Source organism: Brenneria sp. hezel4-2-4 (genome assembly GCF_013155275.1).
GTDB lineage: Bacteria > Pseudomonadota > Gammaproteobacteria > Enterobacterales > Enterobacteriaceae > Brenneria.
In genome coordinates this window covers 291,516-310,952 of sequence record NZ_JABJXS010000004.1, presented here as the reverse complement: position 1 = coordinate 310,952, position 19,437 = coordinate 291,516, and the positions used below count along the sequence as shown (strand labels likewise).

Annotated in this window: 12 protein-coding genes; 9 read left to right on the top strand and 3 right to left on the bottom strand. The window is 53.8% G+C overall.

Features of this window, described 5'->3' with window-relative positions; all coding sequences use genetic code 11:
* Positions 1 to 400: 400 nt before the first annotated feature.
* The gene (locus tag HOY33_RS11125; protein ID WP_172290275.1) at positions 401 to 868 is read left to right on the top strand and encodes a YhcH/YjgK/YiaL family protein; all 468 of its coding nucleotides are present in this window, start codon (positions 401 to 403) and stop codon (positions 866 to 868) included.
* A 45-nt stretch (positions 869 to 913) separates the two neighbouring features.
* Here HOY33_RS11125 and argF read toward each other — a convergent pair whose 3' ends face one another.
* Both argF and HOY33_RS20810 read right to left on the bottom strand, forming a co-directional pair.
* The gene (gene argF / locus HOY33_RS11120) at positions 914 to 1,921 is read right to left on the bottom strand and encodes an ornithine carbamoyltransferase (protein WP_172290274.1); all 1,008 of its coding nucleotides are present in this window, start codon (positions 1,919 to 1,921) and stop codon (positions 914 to 916) included.
* On the bottom strand, positions 1,905 to 1,991 hold the full coding sequence (locus HOY33_RS20810) for a hypothetical protein (RefSeq protein WP_371734385.1): 87 nt from the start codon (positions 1,989 to 1,991) through the stop codon (positions 1,905 to 1,907). The genes argF and HOY33_RS20810 overlap by 17 nt, the downstream gene beginning before the upstream one ends.
* Positions 1,992 to 2,083: 92 nt before the next feature.
* On the opposite strand from HOY33_RS20810, the gene rraB reads away from it, so the two are divergent.
* Positions 2,084 to 2,509: a ribonuclease E inhibitor RraB gene (rraB, locus tag HOY33_RS11115; RefSeq protein WP_172290273.1), complete on the top strand. Its 426-nt coding sequence runs from the start codon at positions 2,084 to 2,086 to the stop codon at positions 2,507 to 2,509.
* 79 nt (positions 2,510 to 2,588) lie between these two features.
* Here the strand turns inward: rraB and HOY33_RS11110 are convergent, their stop codons facing one another.
* Positions 2,589 to 3,092 (bottom strand): GNAT family N-acetyltransferase, encoded by a 504-nt coding sequence (locus HOY33_RS11110; RefSeq protein WP_172290272.1) that lies wholly within the window; start codon positions 3,090 to 3,092, stop codon positions 2,589 to 2,591.
* A gap of 224 nt (positions 3,093 to 3,316) precedes the next feature.
* On the opposite strand from HOY33_RS11110, the gene HOY33_RS11105 reads away from it, so the two are divergent.
* From HOY33_RS11105 to nikA, 7 genes are all read left to right on the top strand, one after another.
* Positions 3,317 to 5,095 (top strand): ShlB/FhaC/HecB family hemolysin secretion/activation protein, encoded by a 1,779-nt coding sequence (locus HOY33_RS11105; protein ID WP_172290427.1) that lies wholly within the window; start codon positions 3,317 to 3,319, stop codon positions 5,093 to 5,095.
* A gap of 42 nt (positions 5,096 to 5,137) precedes the next feature.
* Positions 5,138 to 12,157: a hemagglutinin repeat-containing protein gene (locus HOY33_RS11100; RefSeq protein WP_172290271.1), complete on the top strand. Its 7,020-nt coding sequence runs from the start codon at positions 5,138 to 5,140 to the stop codon at positions 12,155 to 12,157.
* 390 nt (positions 12,158 to 12,547) lie between these two features.
* Complete coding sequence (locus HOY33_RS11095) at positions 12,548 to 13,738, top strand: VENN motif pre-toxin domain-containing protein (protein ID WP_330527955.1); 1,191 nt, start codon at positions 12,548 to 12,550, stop codon at positions 13,736 to 13,738.
* Positions 13,739 to 14,021: 283 nt separating this feature from the next.
* Positions 14,022 to 14,219 (top strand): hypothetical protein, encoded by a 198-nt coding sequence (locus HOY33_RS11090; protein WP_216660474.1) that lies wholly within the window; start codon positions 14,022 to 14,024, stop codon positions 14,217 to 14,219.
* Positions 14,220 to 14,522: 303 nt separating this feature from the next.
* Positions 14,523 to 15,590, top strand: a complete 1,068-nt coding sequence (locus HOY33_RS11085) for an alpha/beta fold hydrolase (protein WP_172290270.1) — start codon at positions 14,523 to 14,525, stop codon at positions 15,588 to 15,590.
* Between the two features lie 165 nt (positions 15,591 to 15,755).
* Positions 15,756 to 17,369 carry a methyl-accepting chemotaxis protein gene (locus tag HOY33_RS11080; protein WP_172290269.1) on the top strand — a complete coding sequence of 538 codons (1,614 nt, stop codon included), beginning with the start codon at positions 15,756 to 15,758 and terminating at the stop codon, positions 17,367 to 17,369.
* Between the two features lie 420 nt (positions 17,370 to 17,789).
* Positions 17,790 to 19,391 carry a nickel ABC transporter substrate-binding protein gene (gene nikA / locus HOY33_RS11075; RefSeq protein WP_172290268.1) on the top strand — a complete coding sequence of 534 codons (1,602 nt, stop codon included), beginning with the start codon at positions 17,790 to 17,792 and terminating at the stop codon, positions 19,389 to 19,391.
* Positions 19,392 to 19,437: the final 46 nt, after the last annotated feature.

The window sequence follows — 19,437 nt, the reverse complement described above, 5'->3', positions numbered from 1 at the left end:
CAAAAAAAAGCCCCTCACTGAGGGGCCTTTATGAATGATCGGTCAAGCAACGGAAAGGAAAACGCTGGCTGGCTACCGGATGGCAGCTGTGGTTGATAACCAACAATCGCAGCGATTTTTTTTATGCAGCAGTGCATGATCCCTCCCGGCAAATTGTCGGGAATTATACGCGCCGATGAGGCTAATTCAAGCGAAAAACGTGATTTTTTACGCATGGCAATCGGTTGCGGATGAATATCTCCCACGGCAGGAAATGCAGGTCACCGACGGCAAAATAAAAGTATGAAATTCAGGTCACCTTTTCAGAATAACGTGCTGGCGGGTATGCTGTTCAGCGCGTATAACATGGGTAAAAATTCAGTTTATAAAACGCGGTTTTATTTTAAAACGGGAAAAAATTATGATCACAGGCAATATCCATCACCTTGAGTTGGTTCCTTATCTGCCGGCAAAACTGCGCGACGCCATCGAGCACGTTAAGCGGCATATTACGGCCCAGACGCCGCTGGGTAAGCATGATATCGACGGTGATAACGCATTTGTGCTGCTCTCCAATGACAGTACCGATCTGTTTGAAAATCGCCGCGCCGAGTATCACGCCAAATATCTGGATATCCAGATTATTCTGTCGGGCGTGGAAGGGATGACGTTCAGCAACCTGCCGGCCGGCAAGCCGGACGTTGACTGGCTGGCGGATAAAGACATCGCTTTTTTGCCGTGCGGGGAACAGGAAAAACAGATTGTGATGCGGGAAGGCGACTTTGTGGTCTTCTATCCGGGCGAGGTGCATAAGCCGTTATGTGCGGTAGGGGAGCCTGCGCACGTGCGTAAAGCGGTGGTGAAGATTGACGCATCGCTGGTGCGGTGATCGGCGTTGCGCCACCCCGGCCCTTCGCCGGGGTGGCGCAGATCGCTAATCCTGGCTTAACGTCGCCACCATTACCGCTTTAATGGTGTGCATCCGGTTTTCCGCCTGATCGAAGACGATGCTGTGCGCGGATTCAAACACCTCATCCGTGACTTCCATGCCGCCGTGCAGTCCGTACTGCTCCGCCATCTGTTTGCCGAGCGTGGTCTGATCGTCATGGAACGCCGGCAGGCAGTGCAGGAACTTCACCTGCGGGTTGCCGGTTGCGGCGATCATCGCCATATTGACCTGATAGGGCTTCAGCAGCGTAATTCGTTGCCGCCAGGTTTCTTTGGGTTCGCCCATCGACACCCAGACGTCGGTGTAGATGAAATCGACGTCCGCCACGCCGGCGGCAATATCTTCCGTCAGCGTAATGGCGCCGCCGGTTTGTTTGGCGGCCGCCTGACATCCCTCGACCAATCCCTCTTCCGGCCAGCAGGCTTTAGGGGCAATCAGACGTAAATCCAGCCCGGTCAGCGCCGCCGCTTCCAGCATGGTGTTGCCCATGTTGTTGCGGGCGTCGCCCACATAGGCCAGTTTCATCGCCGACAGCGGCTTGGCCGGCAAATGTTCCTGCATGGTCAGTAAATCGGCCAGCAACTGTGTCGGATGGCATTCATCCGTCAGCCCGTTCCAGACAGGGACGCCCGCATAGCGCGCCAGCGTTTCAACGATTTGCTGACCGTAGCCGCGATACTGGATACCGTCGTACATTCTGCCCAGCACCCGCGCGGTATCCTTGATGGATTCCTTGTGTCCGATTTGACTGCCGCTGGGCGCCAGATAGGTCACCTGCGCCCCCTGATCGTATGCAGCAACTTCGAAAGAGCAACGAGTGCGGGTCGAATCTTTTTCGAAGATGAGTGCGATGTTTTTACCTTGCAGGCGGCGGATTTCAGCACCGCTTTTTTTATCGGCTTTGAGTTTCGTTGACAGAGCTAAAAGATCGGCAATTTCTACTGGCGTAAAATCCATTAATCTTAAAAAATGACGCTTATAAAACGGTTTCATGAGGCATATCTCCATGCAGCTCAACACCAATGGTTGAATTAAAATTCACTTTATATGTGTAATTATTCAAATTCAAGTGTCGGCGGCAAACTTTATGGTGGAGACCGCCGCAGGGCTGTGGGACAATGACGAAATACTACGCCGATTAATGAGGACTGAGGCATGGCAAACCGCGAATTGCTGGAAGAACAACGTGAAGAGACACGCCTGATCATCGAAGAACTGTTGGATGACGGCAGCGATCCCGATGCGCTCTATACCATTGAGCACCATTTCTCAGCCGAAAAGTTTGAGGTGCTGGAAAAGGTCGCCGTGGAAGCGTTCAAATTAGGCTATGAAGTGACCGATGCGGAAGAACTTGAAGTGGAAGACGGCGTTTTGCTGATGTGCTGCGATGCCATCAGCGAAGTGGCGTTGAACGCGGAATTGATCGATGCTCAGGTCGAACAGCTGTTGACGCTGGCCGAACGCCACGGCGTGAACTATGACGGCTGGGGCACCTACTTTGAAGATCCCGATGGCGAAGACGGAGAAGAAGGAAACGACGAAGATTTTTATGATGAAGACGATGATGGAAAACGCCATTAATCGTTAAGCCCGGCCTCATTTAAAGCCGCGGCGGCGAAAGTTTCCGCGGCTTCCTCTCTCTTATCTGACGGTTGCCAGCTTACAACTGCTTAAGCATGGTCACTTCACAATCGGTATGCCCGGTATTGCCCATGGCATGGGGAATATGCTCAAACCCTAATGATCGGTACAGCCGGATGGCGCTGGTTAAGTGGCCGGTGGTTTCCAGATAGCAGCGGCGAAATCCCCGCTGGCGGGCAAAATCCAGCGCCAGTAAGGCAAGCTTTCTGGCCAGGCCTTTGCCGCGCAGCACGGGTAAAAAATACATTTTCTGTAATTCGCAAACATCCTCATCGCCTGCCGCCAGCGGCGCGATACCTCCGCCGCCAACCACTTCACCCTGATATTCAATCACCCAGTAGGCGCTATTCGGGCGATTATAAAGCTCAAACAGGCTATCCAGATCAGGATCGGATACCGTGTAGCCCTTGTCCGCCGTCAAACCGAATTCAGCGGAAACGCAGCGGATAACACCGGCGATAGCGGCGTTGTCTTGTGCTGTGATCGGGCGCATCCGAAGGGTGACAGGCATTGCGGTCATCATGATATTCGCTCTTTTTTTTACGGTATTGGCTAATCAAATAGGTTCCAGGCTGATTGTAATACCATTTCACACAGTAATGAAATTCAGTCTCTGGAATGGCCGGATCGACGGCAAGACTGAACAGCGACGCGCCATCCATTTCGAATAAGACAGTTCCCATTTCCTGACGCAGGTTAGCGATGTGAAAATGTAACCAATTATTTATCACTCCCGGTGAGAGCATGATGACAAGGATCGTTTATTTTTATTTTTTATATATAAAAATCAATTTATTAAATAAATATCATTTTATCGGGTCTCATTTTTTACGTCAGTTACTGTTCACGATCCCTTTACCTTTCTTTGCAGTCGGCGCCGATGCGGCGACGCCCGTCGATCCGCAACGGATCGATAACCAACAGATTAATCAGCAGCAGATCAACCAGCAGGAACGGCAACGGGCGCAGGAGCGTCAACTGGCGCCGTCGGCGCCGGATGTGCGTTTACAGCCTCCCGGCCGCTTTCTCACCCGCCTGCATTTTCCGGTCGAAATGACGCCCTGTTTTCCGATTAAAAAAGTCGAGCTGCAAGGTACGGAGGATTTCCCCGGCTGGCTGCCCTTGCAGCGGTTGGCCGATCAGGCGGTAAATCAGTGTCTGGGCGGTAAAGGGATCAACCTGCTGATGAGCGCTTTGCAGAACAGGCTGGTCGATCATGGCTACGTGACGGCGCGGGTGTTGGCGCCGGCACAGGATCTGAAAAGCGGCACGCTGAAGCTGGTGGTGATGGCCGGTAAAGTCGGCAACATCACGCTGTCGCCGGACAGCGACGATTATATCCAACTCTACAGCGCATTGCCCGCGCGCGAAGGCAAGCTGCTGGATTTGCGCGATATCGAACAGGGGCTGGAAAATCTGCAACGCGTGCCGACCGCACATGCCGATATGCAGCTGATCCCCGGGGGACAGCCGGGGGAAAGCGACGTCGTGGTCAGTTATAAGCAGGATCGCCACTGGCGGCTCGGGGCTTCCCTGGATGATTCCGGCACCAAAAGCACCGGCCGTTATCAGGGCGGCCTGACGCTATTCCTCGATAATCCTTTTTCTCTCAGCGATACGTTTTACCTCTACGGCAGCCGCGATCTGCAAGGGCTCGGCGGCAAGGGCAGTAAAAGCTACGTCGCGCACTACTCGGTTCCTTTCGGCTACTGGCAGGCGGGCGTGACGGCCAGCGGGTATGACTATCACCAGACTGTCGCCGGGTTGAACGAAAACTATGTCTACAGCGGGGAGAGTGAAAGTCTCAACTTCCAGCTCAGCCGCGTCCTGCACCGCAGCGGCAGCCAGAAAACCTCCATCAGCTACGACGTGATGACCCGTGAATCACGCAACTTCATCAATGATACGGAAGTGGAAGTGCAGAAGCGTAAAACTTCCGCCTGGCGTCTGGGTTTGCAGCATCGCCACTATATTTCGCAGGCGACGCTGGATGCGGCGGTCAGCTATCAGCGCGGCACCCGGTGGTTTGGTGCGCAGCCAGCGCCGGAAGAAGAGCGCGGGGAAGGCACCGGGTTAGCCAAAATCGTGCAGTTTTACACGGAACTGGATGTCCCATTCGCGATGTTTGATGAGGCTTTCCGCTACAACGTCCAATACCAGCGTCAGCTAGCCAGCACGCGTCTGACGCCGCAGGATCAGTTTTCCATCGGCAACCGTTGGACGGTTCGCGGTTTTGACGGCGAGCTGACGCTTAGCGCCGATGAGGGCTGGCTGGTGCGCAATGAGCTGGCCTGGCGCACGCCGCTTCAGAATCAGGAACTGTATCTGGGGGTGGATTACGGCGAGATCGGCGACAACAGCCCGGAGATGTTGCAGGGCCGTCATCTGGCGGGCGGGGTAATCGGGGTGCGCGGCAATGCGTTTAAAACCGGTTATGACCTGTTCGCCGGTATCCCGCTTTCCAAGCCCGACGGCTTCGATACCAGCCCGGTAGTGCTGGGTTTCAATCTGAATTGGCAGTACTGACGTGTTTGTTGAGAAACTTCTTTCTGTGAATGGATAACGAGAATGAATAAGCACCTGTATCGTATTGTTTTTAACCGGGCTCGCGGCATTTTGATGGTGGTGGCGGATATTTGCCGCGGCTGCGTCAACGGTTCCGGCTCTTCCGGCCCTGGCCCGACGCTGAGCCAAATGATCGGCCGCCTTTCGCCGCTGACGTTCCTGATGCTCGGCGCGATGGGTTTTGTTTCGCTGGCGCCCGCCGCACAGGCGAGTATCGTGGCGGACCGCAATGCGCCCGGCAATCAGAAACCGACCATTTTACAGACGGCCAACGGTACGCCGCAGGTCAATATTCAAACCCCCAGCGCGGGCGGCGTGTCGCGCAATGTCTACAGCCAGTTCGACGTCAATAACCAGGGCGCGATCCTCAACAACTCGCATAAACAGGTGCAGACGCAGCAAGGGGGATGGGTGGCGGGAAACCCCTGGCTGGCGAAAGGCGAAGCTAAAATCATTCTTAACGAAGTCAATTCACGCGATCCCAGCAAACTGAACGGCTATATCGAAGTCGCCGGGAAAAAGGCGCAGGTCGTGATTGCCAACCCGTCCGGCATCAGTTGCGACGGTTGCGGCTTTATCAACGCCAACCGGGCGACGCTGACCACCGGCAAAGCCACGCTGGAAAACGGCCGGTTGAAAGGCTATCAGGTCGAGAAAGGAAAAATTCAGGTACAGGGCGCGGGCATGGATACCAGCCGCCAGAACTATACCGATCTGATCGCGCAGACCGTGGAGATTAACGCCGGGATCTGGGCTAATGAGTTAAACGTGACCGCCGGGCGCAACAACGTCAGCGCCGACCAGCAACAGGTGGAAAAGCGCGGCGGCGCATCAGCGTCTGATGCCGCCAAACAGGATCAGCCGAAGTTGGCGGTGGATGTGGCGCAACTGGGCGGCATGTACGCCGGTAAAATCCAACTGATCGGTACGGAGCAAGGCGTCGGCGTGCGCAATGCCGGCGCGATCGGCGCACAGGCGGGCAGCGTCGTCATCACGGCGGACGGACGTATTGAAAACAGCGGCAGCATCAACGCCACGCAGGATATCCAACTGGCGGGGCGCGAGCTGGATAACAGCGGCAAAGTCTATGCGCAACGGGATGTGGCAGTTCAAACGCGGCAACAAACCGTCAACCGGGGTGTGCTGGCGGCGCAGCGTGATGCCGCGCTTAACGCGGGCGGCATCAATAACCAGCAGGGCGCGGTGCTGGGGGCCGGCATCAACAGCGACGGTTCCGTGGCCGACAGCGGCAATTTATCGCTGGCCGCCAGCCAGCGCATTGATGCGCAAGGCCAGCATCTGGCCGGCGGCGGCTTGAGCATGACGGCGGCCGACGTAAACGCGGACGGCAGCCAGACGCAGGCCACGAACGTGGCAATCAACGCCGTCGCCGGTTCGGTTTCCAGCCGCAAGGCGAAAATCAGCGCGGACAACGCGCTTAACGTGACGGCCGCGCAGGCGGTCAGCAACACGGAAGGCACGCTTATTGCCGGGAAGTCGCTGACGGTAAGGGCCGATAGCCTGAGCGGCGACGGGCAACTGCTGTCGCTGGGCGATATGTCGCTGACGTCCGCGCAGCGTTTTGATAATCACCGCGAGGTCATCGCTGACGGCAAACTCGATTTGACGGTGACGGGCGACGTGACAAACCGCCATAAAATTCAGTCCGGTGACGATCTGACGCTGACGGCTAACCGCCTCGACAATCAGGCCAGTGGTGAAATCAGCGGCCTGAAAACGCGACTGGCCCTGACGGATACGCTGACCAACCGCGGGTTGATTGACGGCGGCCAGACCCGTATCGACGCCGATACGCTGAACAACATCGGCAGCGGGCGTATTTACGGCGACTGGATCAGCTTACAGTCGCAGACGTTGAACAACCTGGATGAGACGGGGATCGGCGCCTCCATCGCCGCGCGCCGGGGGTTGGATTTGGGCGTCGGCACGCTGAATAACCGGCAACATGCGCTGATCTACAGCGACGGCGTGATGACGCTGGGCGGCAATCTGAATGCGGATGGGCTGGCGACAGGTCAGGCCGATACGATTAACAACCATAGCGCCACCATAGAATCGGCGGGCGATATGGCGTTGTCCGCCCGCAACATCAATAACGTCAACGATCGTCTGGTGACGGAAGTGGTAACCACCTCAAGCTATATTGACGAGGCGGTGCTCAGCGGGCACGCCACGCGCTATAGCTGGAGCGATATCGGGTTTACGCGCAACAAATATGGCGTTCATACCGCGCATATGCCGGACGGTTACGCCGATGAGCGGTTTTATCGCTACATGTATACCCGTACCGTTAGTGAAACGCGCGTAAAAGAGAGCGATCCGGGGCAAATCCTGTCCGGCGGCAATCTGTGGCTGACGGCGACGCGGATGACCAACAGCGATAGCCGGGTTGTTGCCGCGGGCTTGCTGATCGACGGTATCAAAGAGCTGAGCAATCTGGCGACGTCGGGCGAGCGCATCACCACCGACATCGGTTGGCAAGAGCGCTGGTATGCCAGAAAGAAAAAGAACTGGCGCGGTGTGACAAAAACCTCGCAGGGCATTGACGGCGATCCTTATGCGCCGAATGCCAAAGTCGAGACTATCGACCTGAAAGCCGGCGACTGGCGGGAGCAGGCCGCTTTCAACGGCTCGGGCTATGCGGTCACCGCGTTGCGCACCGCAGAAGTCGGCCAGCAAGACGCCATGCCGACGGTCAAACTGCCGGGCAGCAGTCTGTTTACCCTCCAGCCGGCGGCGGAGAGTCGCTATCTGGTGGAAACCGACCCGCGCTTCGCCAATCAGAAACAGTGGTTGAGTTCCGACTACATGTTGCAAGCGTTCGGGCAAACCGAGGGTAAAGACAAGCGGCTGGGCGACGGTTTTTATGAGCAGCGGGAAGTGCGCGAGCAGATTGCGCAACTGACCGGGCAGCGTTATCTGGCGGGTTATAACAGTGATGAAGAGCAGTATAAGGCGCTGATGGACGCGGGGATCGCTTTCGGCCGGCAGTTCGGCCTGACGCCGGGCGTGGCGTTAAGTCAGGAACAGATGGCGTTGCTCACCACCGATATGGTGTGGATGGTGAGAAAATCGGTCACTTTATCGGACGGCTCCGCGCAGTCGGTGCTGGTGCCGCAGGTTTACGCCAAAGTGCGGTCGAATGAACAAGTTGGCGCGGGCAGCCTGCTGGCGGGCAATAACGTCTCTGTCGGCCTCGCGGGCGGTATGTTGAACAGCGGCCGCATTGTCGCGCGGGACTCGCTGTTTATTTCTGCGGATGCGCTGGATAACCAGGGCGGTTCGCTGCTGGGGAAACAGGTCGCCTTGCAGGTTCGCAACGATCTGAACAATATCGGCGGCGTTATTCAAGGGCAAGAGAGCCTGACGGCGTTGGCCGGCGGCGACATCAACAGCGCCAGCACGCTGAGCGGAAGCGTGGACAACCGCATTCTGGATCGCGTGGCGGGGCTGTATGTGGAGAATGATCAGGGCGCGCTGACGCTCTCGGCAGGCAACGATATCAATCTGACGGCCAGTCAGGTCATCAATGCCGGCGCCGGCGGCGAAACACGTATCCACGCCGGGAACAACCTCAATCTGGCGACGCTGACCACCACGGAAACGCTCAACAGCGATTGGGACAGCAGTAATTACCGCCACTATGCCGCCCGTGAAGATATCGGCAGCGAGATCGCCGCCAACGGACGGATTGTGCTGAGCGCCGGACAGGATTTGAACGCCACGGCGGCGTCGGTAACGGCGCAGCAGGGATTGCAGGCTCAGGCGGGTAACGATATCACTCTGACCAGCGGCCGCTCCTCCTACACATTGACGGAACACAGTAAGCAGAGCAGCAGCGGGATGCTCTCGTCAGAATCGCGGGAAACGCACGACAGTATTGACCATCAATCCGCCGTCGGCAGCACATTCAGCGGTGAGACGGTGGCGCTTAGCGCGGGCAATAACTTACAGCTTAGCGGCAGCGCGGCGGCGGGAACACAGGATGTGCTGTTGTCGGCGGGGCGCGATCTCAGGGTGACGACCGCGCAGGAAAGCCATCGGGAAACCCACCTTAAGGAAGAGAAAAAATCCGGCCTGATGGGCAGCGGCGGCATTGGCTTCAGTATTGGTCAGGCCAGCCAGAAAAGCACCACGGATACCGATGGCAACAGCGAGAAAGCCAGCACGGTAGGCAGTGAAAAAGGCAACGTCACGCTCCAGGCGGGTCAGGCGTTAAGCGTGCAGGGCAGCGATCTGATCGCCGGGCAGGATCTGCGCCTGAGCGGCGAGGCGATTGCCATCACGGCGGCGGAGGATCGGCAGATCCAGCGGCAAACCTACGAACAGAAGAAAAGCGGTCTGACGCTGGCGCTGAGCGGGACGGTGGGCAGCGCGTTGAATACCGCGGTGGCAACGGCGCAGACGGCCAAATCGACCGAAGATAGCCGCCTGAAGGCGCTGCAAGGCGTGAAGGCGACCTTGAGCGGCGTACAGGCGGTACAGGCCGGGCGCCTGGCTTCCGCACAGGGCGACGATGCCGCCAATAATAATATGGTCGGCATCAGCGTTTCACTGGGCAGCCAGTCGTCACAGTCGGAACAGACCGTTGAACAGCGCGTCGCACAGGGCAGCAGCCTTAACGCCGGACGTAATCTGTCGCTTACCGCCACCGGCGGCGGTCAGAGCGAACAAAGCGGCGATATCCGCATTCAGGGCAGCCAACTGCGCGCCGGCCAGGATTTAACGCTGGACGCCGCGCGTGATATGCAACTGTTGTCGGCACGGAACAGCCAGCATACCGCAGGCAGCAACAAGAGCCAGGGCGGCAGTATCGGCCTGAGTCTTGGGGTGGGCGGCGGCGGCGCAAGCCTGAGCGTGAACGCCAGCATGAATAAAGGCAAAGGCAGCGAACTGGGCGAAGGACTGAGCCATACGGAAACGCTGCTGGACGCGGGGCGTCAGGTTGGTTTGCGCAGCGGGCGCGACGCCACGCTTCAGGGCGCGCAGGTCAGCGGCGAGCAGATAACGGCAAACATAGGGCGTAATCTGCTGCTGCGCAGCGAGCAGGATAGCGACGTCTACGACAGCAAGCAGCAAAATATGAGCGCGGGCGTCAGCATTCCTATTTATGGGGTGGGGACGGCATCGGCCAGCTTTAGCATGAGCAAGGACAAGCTGCACAGCAACTACCAGAGCGTGCAGGAGCAGACCGGGTTGTTTGCCGGTCAGGGCGGTTATGACATCCGCGTCGGCGAGCATACGCAACTGGATGGCGCGGTCATCGGTTCGACGTCGGGTGTGGAGGAAAACCGGCTGGAGACGGGCACGCTGGGCTTTAGCGATATTGAGAACAAGGCCGAGTTTAAGACCTCGCACAGCGGGGTGGGCATCAGCACCGGCGGGCCGATAGGCGACCAGATGGTGAGCAATCTGGCGTCCAATTCGCTGATAAGCGGGAATAACCGGGGCGACGCCGAGAGCACGACGCGGGCTGCGGTGAGCGACGGGCAGTGGGTTATTCGTGATGAAGCCAACCAGCGGCAGGATGTAAGCCAACTGAGCAATGACGTGGAGCACGCTAATCAGACGCTGAGTCCGATTTTTGATAAAGAGAAAGAGCAGAAACGGCTCCAGCAGATGCAGCTTATCGCCGACATCAGCAATCAGGTGATGGATATCGCGGGAACGGAAGGGAAGATAATCGCCACGAAAGCGGCGAAGGCGGAAGCAGAAGCGAAAATGGGCCGACTCAGCGATGAAGATGTGAGGACGGCACGGGAGGCGCTGGCGAACGGGAAACAGCCGAACCTGAACCCCACGGATGCGGACATCCGCCAATCGGTATACCAGACGGCGTATAATACAGCCTATAATCAGGCGCTGAATGACTCAGGTTTCGGCACCGGCGGGGCGGTTCGTCAGGGGATAATGGCGGTCACAGCGGCGGCGCAGGGACTGGCGGGCGGCAATATCGCGCAGGCGATAGCGGGCGGTGCGGCGCCGTATCTGGCGACGGAGATTAAAAAGGCGACCACGGATGCGAATGGAAACACCAATGTGGCGGCGAACGCAGTGGCGCATGCGGTGCTGGGGGGTATTGTGGCGGAAGCGAGTGGTAACGGCGCATTGTCGGGCGCCGTGGGCGCAGCGGGCGGAGAGCTTGCTGCGCGGGTAATCGCCGAGCAGTTATACCCGGGCAAAAAGGCATCAGAGCTAAGCGAAAGCGAGAAACAGACGGTGAGCACGCTATCGCTACTGGCAGGCAGCCTGGCGGCCGGTACGGCGGGAGATTCCACGGCGAGCGCGGTGGCGGGTGCGCAGGGTGGGCAGAATGCGGTGGAGAATAACAACTTCAACCTAAACGCTATTGCGCCGAAGGGATTGCAAGATGTTGGAGTTTCGATGGCATCGTTGCATACCAACACCAACCTGACGGATGAAAACGGCAACGTGTTGAATCCGATAACGGAAGAAGAACGGCAGTATGCGATGCATAAACTGGTGACGGGGACGATGCCGGAAGGGCAGGATATCTCGAAAGCGATAGTGGACGGTTATACGAACGGCGTGCTGATAGCCGGCGCATGGTATCTGGGGCCAGCGGCGTCAATAGGCAAAGTGGCGGTTGGTTCTGCGCTGAGTGGCGGCGCGAATGCCGCATATCAATGGTATGACCTGAGTCAGCCGGGTACTGAAAATAAAACCTATGATTACTGGAGCACCACGGCGGCGCTAGTTACTGGCGGATTGGCTCCGGGGCGTAATATTTTGCCGAACGTGGGTATAGCGATGGGAAGCGCGGTATTTACGGATGGGCCAAGTGCGGGGGCTATTGGTAGTGCTGCGGCAGGTTCTTGGGCTGGCGGCGCATTTGGGAAATATGCACCTGAAGTTGTACAAAAAGCGATTGGCAGTAATCCTGTTCCCGAATTTATTTATGAAGTCGGAGGGGCTTTTACATCTGAAGTAGGAAGTAAGGCAGCGGAAGATCTCATAGATCGGGTTGGAGAGAAAAAATGAGAGGCAAGTTTACCTCAGCGGTATGTTTATTCGTTTACTGCCTCATATTTTTTTGGGTTTTAGGTTTTGGCTATCGTTTAATTATAGGTTCACTGTCTTATCTGCTGACGGATGAATGGGCTATAACGAAAGCGGAGTTAGTTAGGATATTTTATTTGGGGGGTATGACTGGATGTATTGCATGGCTAGGCATTTTGATTTTTAAGTTATTGGATAAATTTAAAAAGAAGCCGCCTTCAGGCTCTTAGTAATATGATCCCGGCCATTTGGCCTAGATCGTCACTTTTACCCGCCAGAGCCTAAGTTCCACCTCAATCACCAGTTTACCCCGTTCCGTATCTGGCGACGGAGATTAAAAAGGCGACCACGGATGCGAATGGAAACACCAATGTGGCGGCGAACGCAGTGGCGCATGCGGTGCTGGGGGGTATTGTGGCGGAAGCGAGTGGTAACGGCGCATTGTCGGGCGCCGTGGGCGCAGCGGGCGGAGAGCTTGCTGCGCGGGTAATCGCCGAGCAGTTATACCCGGGCAAAAAGGCATCAGAGCTAAGCGAAAGCGAGAAACAGACGGTGAGCACGCTATCGCTACTGGCAGGCAGCCTGGCGGCCGGTACGGCGGGAGATTCCACGGCGAGCGCGGTGGCGGGTGCGCAGGGTGGGCAGAATGCGGTTGAGAATAATTACCTGAGCTTTGATGAGGCTCGCGCTTTTGATAAAGAAATGACAGCTTGCAAGGCTTCCGGTGACGACTGTGATGCGGTAATTCGTAAATACGACTCGTTAAATAAGGAAAACAGTGAAGAGTTGCAACAGGCGCTGGCGACAGATCCTCTGGTTGTTCTGAGTGGTGAAACTAAATGGAATGTTGAAGGCGGGTTGTCTGCTGCTGAACGGCCTGATTGGCTATACGGTTCGTTGGATAACCGGGATGTAAGGGATTATGTTGCATCCAATAACAATTATGACCTTAATTATATTAATAGTCATACTACTAACGGTGATCGTGCTTTGGCGTTTATTGGTGAGCCAGAAAATTTCTGGGGATTGGTCGCGGGGGGGAGATCGTTATTTTCATCGTCAACAACGATGAGTGATAAATTAGTTGGTGGAGCTTTAAGTTATGGTGCGAATGGTCTAGTACAAATCTCTAGTGGAAATACCGGAGATAAATTTGATTTAGTTAGCTTTGGGTTTTCTGGGCTAACCGGTGCGGCAACCACCGGTAAATCTTATTATTCAAACCAACTTATTGGTGCGGGTAGTGCTTATGCGACTAGCCAAATTACAGGACAAGATAGTCAAGCCGCTGTGATGGGTAGCATGATAGGTACTGGAGTAGGTTATGGTATCGGCTCTGCCATTACCAATAAATTAGAAACTCAGTACATTAAAAATTACTTTGGAATGGAGGCCAGTAAGAACGCTTTAAAATATACTGATAATTCCTTTGGCCCTGGTTATTTGTTTAAAGGTGGGGCAATGAGTCCAATTCCAGGTATGTCTGGTGGTGGTGTCGGTTCTTTAATGTCAGAAGCTGCTAGTAGTGCTGCTCAAAAGGAAGTTCAAGGAGGTGATAAGTGAAACACCCTCTTTTATTCCTTTTGTTTTTAATCATCACTTATGCTGTTGTGTGTGCTGTTGGTCTAGTAATTACGATATGGATCGTTCTATCACATCCAATAACTTTTCAACAGGTTATACACTATAGCAAGATCGGTGTATTTGGTGGTGGATGGATAGGTGCGGGAATATGGTTTTCATATTATCTAAAATGTAGAAAAAATCTTAAGTAATTGTTGTGGAGAATAACAACTTCAACCTAAACGCTATTGCGCCGAAGGGATTGCAAGATGTTGGAGTTTCGATGGCATCGTTGCATACCAACACCAACCTGACGGATGAAAACGGCAACGTGCTGAACCCGATAACGGAAGAAGAACGGCAGTATGCGATGCATAAGCTGGTGACGGGGACGATGCCGGAGGGTCATGATATTTACTCTTGTTGTTGCGATATCAGGGTTCACATCAGTGCTGGCGATTGTAATCCCATTGAATCCTGATTTGATGCAATGACCGGTTGCTGCTGTCGGGAGCGGGTTAAGCGTAATAGCGTGCCAGTGGTGCGTCGATGAACTGGCTCGTTGTGTATCAGACTGTCGGCGTGGATGTTCAGGCAAAAGGATTAGGCATGAATGTCAGAGATCTCATTGTATTAAAAACTGGTTATATAATGTTTTGTCATAAATAAAACTATTAGATAATAATATTTTTTTCATTATTAGCACGCTTACCATATTGGGATTTTTCCTAAAAAACATTAACATCAGTGCTTTCATATTCCATGATTTCCAAAGAGTTGTTTTATGGATAACCGTATAGTACTAGGGTTGATGGGTGCATTTCTGTTAACGTTGTCACTCTTAACGCACGCACAGGCCAATTTCCCGTCTCCTCAAGAAGCCGATTGGATTGTTCCCGAGTTCACGTTCAATAGTGGAGAGAAACTTAAGGATCTCCGAATTCACTATTACACCATTGGCGATCGCAACAAACCCGCCGTTTTATTACTGCACGGAACCAATCAGCCGATTAAGGCATTGTTGGCAAATGGTTTCGGCGGGGAGTTGTTTGGTCCCGGCCAGGCGTTGGATAGCAGTAAATACTTTATTATTATGCCTGAAAGTATTGGGTCCGGAAAATCATCTAAACCCTCTGATGGATTACGGATGAAATTTCCTCAATATGATTATAACGATATGGTGGAAGCGCAATATCGTTTGTTAAAAGAGGGAATGGGCATTAAACATTTGCGCCTGGTAATGGGTTATTCCATGGGCGGCATGCAAACCTGGATATGGGGTGAAAAACACCCAGACATGATGGATGCGCTGGTGCCGATGGCATCATTGCCGAATGAATTATCCGGTCGTAACTGGATGATGCGGCGCATATTAATTGAGTCCATCAAAAATGATCCGGCTTGGAATAATGGTAATTACACACAGCAACCGCCGGCGCTGAAGACGGCCAGCATTATGTTCAGCATTGCCACTACCGGTGGGACGCTGGCTTACCAGAATAAAGCGCCGACCCGTGCTCAAGCCGATAAGCTGGTGGAAGATCGTCTGGCTGCTCCGTTAACCAGCGATGCGAATGACTTTATTTATATTTGGGGTTCGTCCGCCAATTATAATGCGGAACCGGAATTGGGGAAAATTAAAGCCCCGGTTTTGGTTATTAATTCTGAAGATGATGAACGTAATCCTGTTGAAACAGGAATATTGGATAATGAGCTAAAGAAAATAAAGCAAGCTGATGTGTTTCTGATCCCTGCCAGTAAAGAAACCAGCGGGCATGGCACGATGATGTCAGCGAGGTTTTATAAAGATAAACTGAAAGATTTTTTAGAAAAAAATCCATCTCATGAATAATAAGTAATCATTATTGACCGGCATAAAAATTTTTTCTGTCGGTCATTATTCTTTTGGGGTTTTTCTTTATTTTATTTTTATTGCGGTTGTATGTGAATAACTAAATGGCTCCGGTTAGGGGAAATGTTCATCCTTTTTTCATTTATCAGGTAATAAGGATAGTTTATGTTTCGCAAGATAAAGATCCGTACCGCACTCAGTATTATGGTTTTTTCATTAGCCGCATTATTGCTCTTCGTCGGCGTTTTGGGATTAGTCGCTCTTCAATCGGGAAATAAATCATTCGGGCAGGTCGATAAAGAAGTTCTGCCCGGGCTGGTGGCGCTGAACGAAAGTTCTGAATTATTGCTGCGTGCCCGGCTGGATTTACGTCTTTATGAGTCGCTGATGGGAAAAGGCGACACCGAGGCAGCCAAGGTGGCGTTGGGACGGGCTAAAGACAAAATTAATGGCGCCAATGGGAAATGGCGGCAATATCTGACGTATCCGCAATCCGAGCAGGAAAGAGTTATTTCATCAGAGATGGCCACGAATCGCGACACCCTGATGAAAACCTTTATCGAACCCGGCGTTGCCGCGCTTGAAGCCGGAAATCTGGATGAATATCGCCAACGCGCCGGTAAGTCCACGGTGCTCTACGCCGCATTTGATAAATCGTCCAAAGCGCTGGTGAGTTACAAACTACAGAGCATTGATAACTCCTACGATGATTCTAATGACCGTGTTAAAAGCATGGAAGTCATTTTGTATAGCGCCATTGCATGCTCCGTGCTGCTGGCGGCGCTGACCTGGTCCATCGTGACGAATCTGGTGGTGAAGCCACTGAATCAGGCGATTGCGGTTTTTGACCGTATCGCCGAAGGCGATCTGCGGGCCAAAATTGATATCCGCGGGAAAAATGAAATTGCCCAGCTGTTTTCGGCGGTTCAGCGCATGCGCGACGGGCTGGAAAACATGGTGTTGGTGGTGCGCAACGGGACGGACGCGATCGGTATCGGGGTGGAAGAGATAGCATCGGGCAATATTGATCTCTCCAGCCGTACAGAGCAACAGGCCGCCTCATTGGATGAAACCGCATCAAGCATGGAACAGATCATGGCGACGGTGAAAAACAACGAGGACAACACTCGCAAAGCGAATGACCTGGCGCAGCAAGCTTCTGATTCCGCGTCCCGTGGCGGTGATGTCGTATCGGAAGTGGTCGATACCATGCGCTCGATTAAACAGAGTTCCGCCAAGATTTCCGATATTGTCGGCGTGATCGACGGCATTGCTTTCCAGACGAACCTACTGGCGCTGAATGCGGCCGTGGAGTCTGCCCGAGCCGGTCAGTATGGTAAAGGGTTTGCTGTGGTGGCGTCCGAAGTGAGAACACTGGCCCAGCGTAGCGCGACGGCGGCGAAAGAGATCGGCACTATGATCGATGCTTCGCTCAGCCGGATTGATAAAGGTGCCGGGTTGGTTGAAGTGGCCGGTAAAACCATGGATGAGGTGTTGACGGATGTGAAAAAGGTCGTGGATATCATGGGTGAGATCATGGTGGCTTCCGGTGAACAGAGCCGGGGAATTTCGCAGATTAATATAGCCATCAATCAAATGGATACGGCGACCCAGCAGAATGCGACCCTGGTATCGGAAGTCGCGACATCCGCCAGTTCTCTGCAAGAACAGGTTGCCAACCTGCAACAGTCCGTGACCCGTTTCCAGATTGAGAGAGAAAGGACGGAAATTCCGGTATCGGAGTTGCGTCAGAATCTCGCGTTGGTGGATGCCTGCTAAGTCTTTAAATCCCCCCGTCGCCTGCTTTCGTCAGGGTTGCCCCGGTAAGCGAAAACAGGCGATAAATCTCAGATCCCCGCTATCGACGATATACGCCGCCGCTCGTCCTCTTTGCCGGCGAGTCAGGGCGCTCAAGGCACTCTGGCGTTCTCTGCTTCGTCCAAAAGCCGAAGTTCGTAACGCGCTATAGCGGTATCTACATGAAAAATTAGAGTGTTATTCCCTCAAAACCTATTGTGCGGAAATTGCCTGGTATTAAGCCGATGTCAAGCATGGATGTCGTTCAATTTCTCTGCGCTAAATCATATTTTCTTAAACGATAATCAGTATCATTTGAACGGCCTTATGGATAAAATATGGCCTGTTTTACGTTGATTTTTTTCCGCGCTTTGGTGCTTTTTAGGTAAATGGATTATTACTATGTATAAATTGAAAAATGCTCTTCATGACGGGAAAAGCAAATCCCGTCGTCTCGTTACCTCTCTGCTGCTCTGCCTCTCCCCTGTATTCGCCAATTCTGTCGTCGCACAGGAGCCTCAGTCGCTGACTTTTGCCAATTTCCGCGATACCCGCGATCTCAATCCGCATATTTATTCCGGTGAGATCTGGGCGCAGAACATGTTGTATGAGTCACTGGTCAAGGTCACGCCGCAAGGGATTGAACCCTGGCTGGCTGAAAAATGGGAAACGTCGGCGGACGGTAAGGTCTATACCTTTACGTTGCGTTCCGATGTCAAATTCAGCGATGGCGCGGCATTCAACGCACAGACGGCGAAACAGAATATCGATGCGATACTGGATAACCGCGAACGTCATGGCTGGCTGGAGATGGTGCGCATCATTGATAAGGTTGAAGCGCTGGATGAACATCGTCTGCGCTTTACCTTGAAAGAAGCCTACTACCCTTTCCTGATTGAGTTGGCGGTTACCCGGCCGATGCGTTTTATTTCTCCCGCGGCAATGAAAGAAGGGGGAACCCGGCACGGGGTGAACGCGTATATCGGCACCGGCCCCTACGTGATGAGCGAACACAAAACCGACGAATATGCGGTATTCACGCTCAATCCTCTTTACTGGGGCGAAAAGCCGAAGTTGGAAAAGGTGGTGATGAAAGTCATCCCGGATACGCAAACCCGCTTGCTGGCTTTGCAGAAAGGCGAAATCGAGCTGATTTACGGTAAAAATATGATCGATGCCGATGCTTTTGAACGGCTGAGCAAAGACAAAAAATTTACTACCCAACTGTCTGAGCCGGTTTCGACCCGAATGCTGTTGATGAATACGACGTCGGAAAATCTGAAGGACATGCGTGTACGTCAGGCGTTGCAACATGCGGTAAATAAAGTTGATATCGCGGAAGGGATTTTTAACGGCAGTGAAGTCCCTGCCGATACGCTGCTGGCGAAAAATGTGCCGTACAGCAATATCGATCTCAAGCCTTATGCCTACGATCTGGATCAGGCAAAAAAACTGCTGGATGCGGCAGGCTGGCAACAGAAAAGCGGGCAAACCTGGCGGCAGAAAGAGGGCAAACCGCTGTCCGTTGGAATTTACTATGACAGTAATACCGCTTCACAGAAGGTTATCGCCGAATATCTGCAAAATGAATTCGCTGAGCTGGGTATCGAACTCAAACTGCATGGCGAAGAGGAACAGGCATATCGCGACCGTCAGAAAGCCGGTAAATTCGATATCGTATTCAACATCTCCTGGGGAACGCCTTACGATCCGCAGTCGTTCTTGTCTGGCATGAAATTGCCGGTCTATGGCGATTACGCGGCGCAACAGGGACTGACGCAGAAAACGCAGATTGATAGCAGCATTACGCGCGCGTTGATCACCACCGATGAGAAAGAGCGGCAGGAACTGTATCGCTATGTACTGACCACGTTGCATGAAGAGGCGGTCTATATTCCGCTGACCTATGAACGTAACCGGGCGGTGCATGTGAAGAGCCTGAAAGGCGTCGCGTTCAATCCATCGCAATTTGAGATCCCGTTTGATCGCATGTACCGCGACTAAGCCCTGATAGATCCGTTATCTGTCGACAGACGCCTGTGGGCGTGGG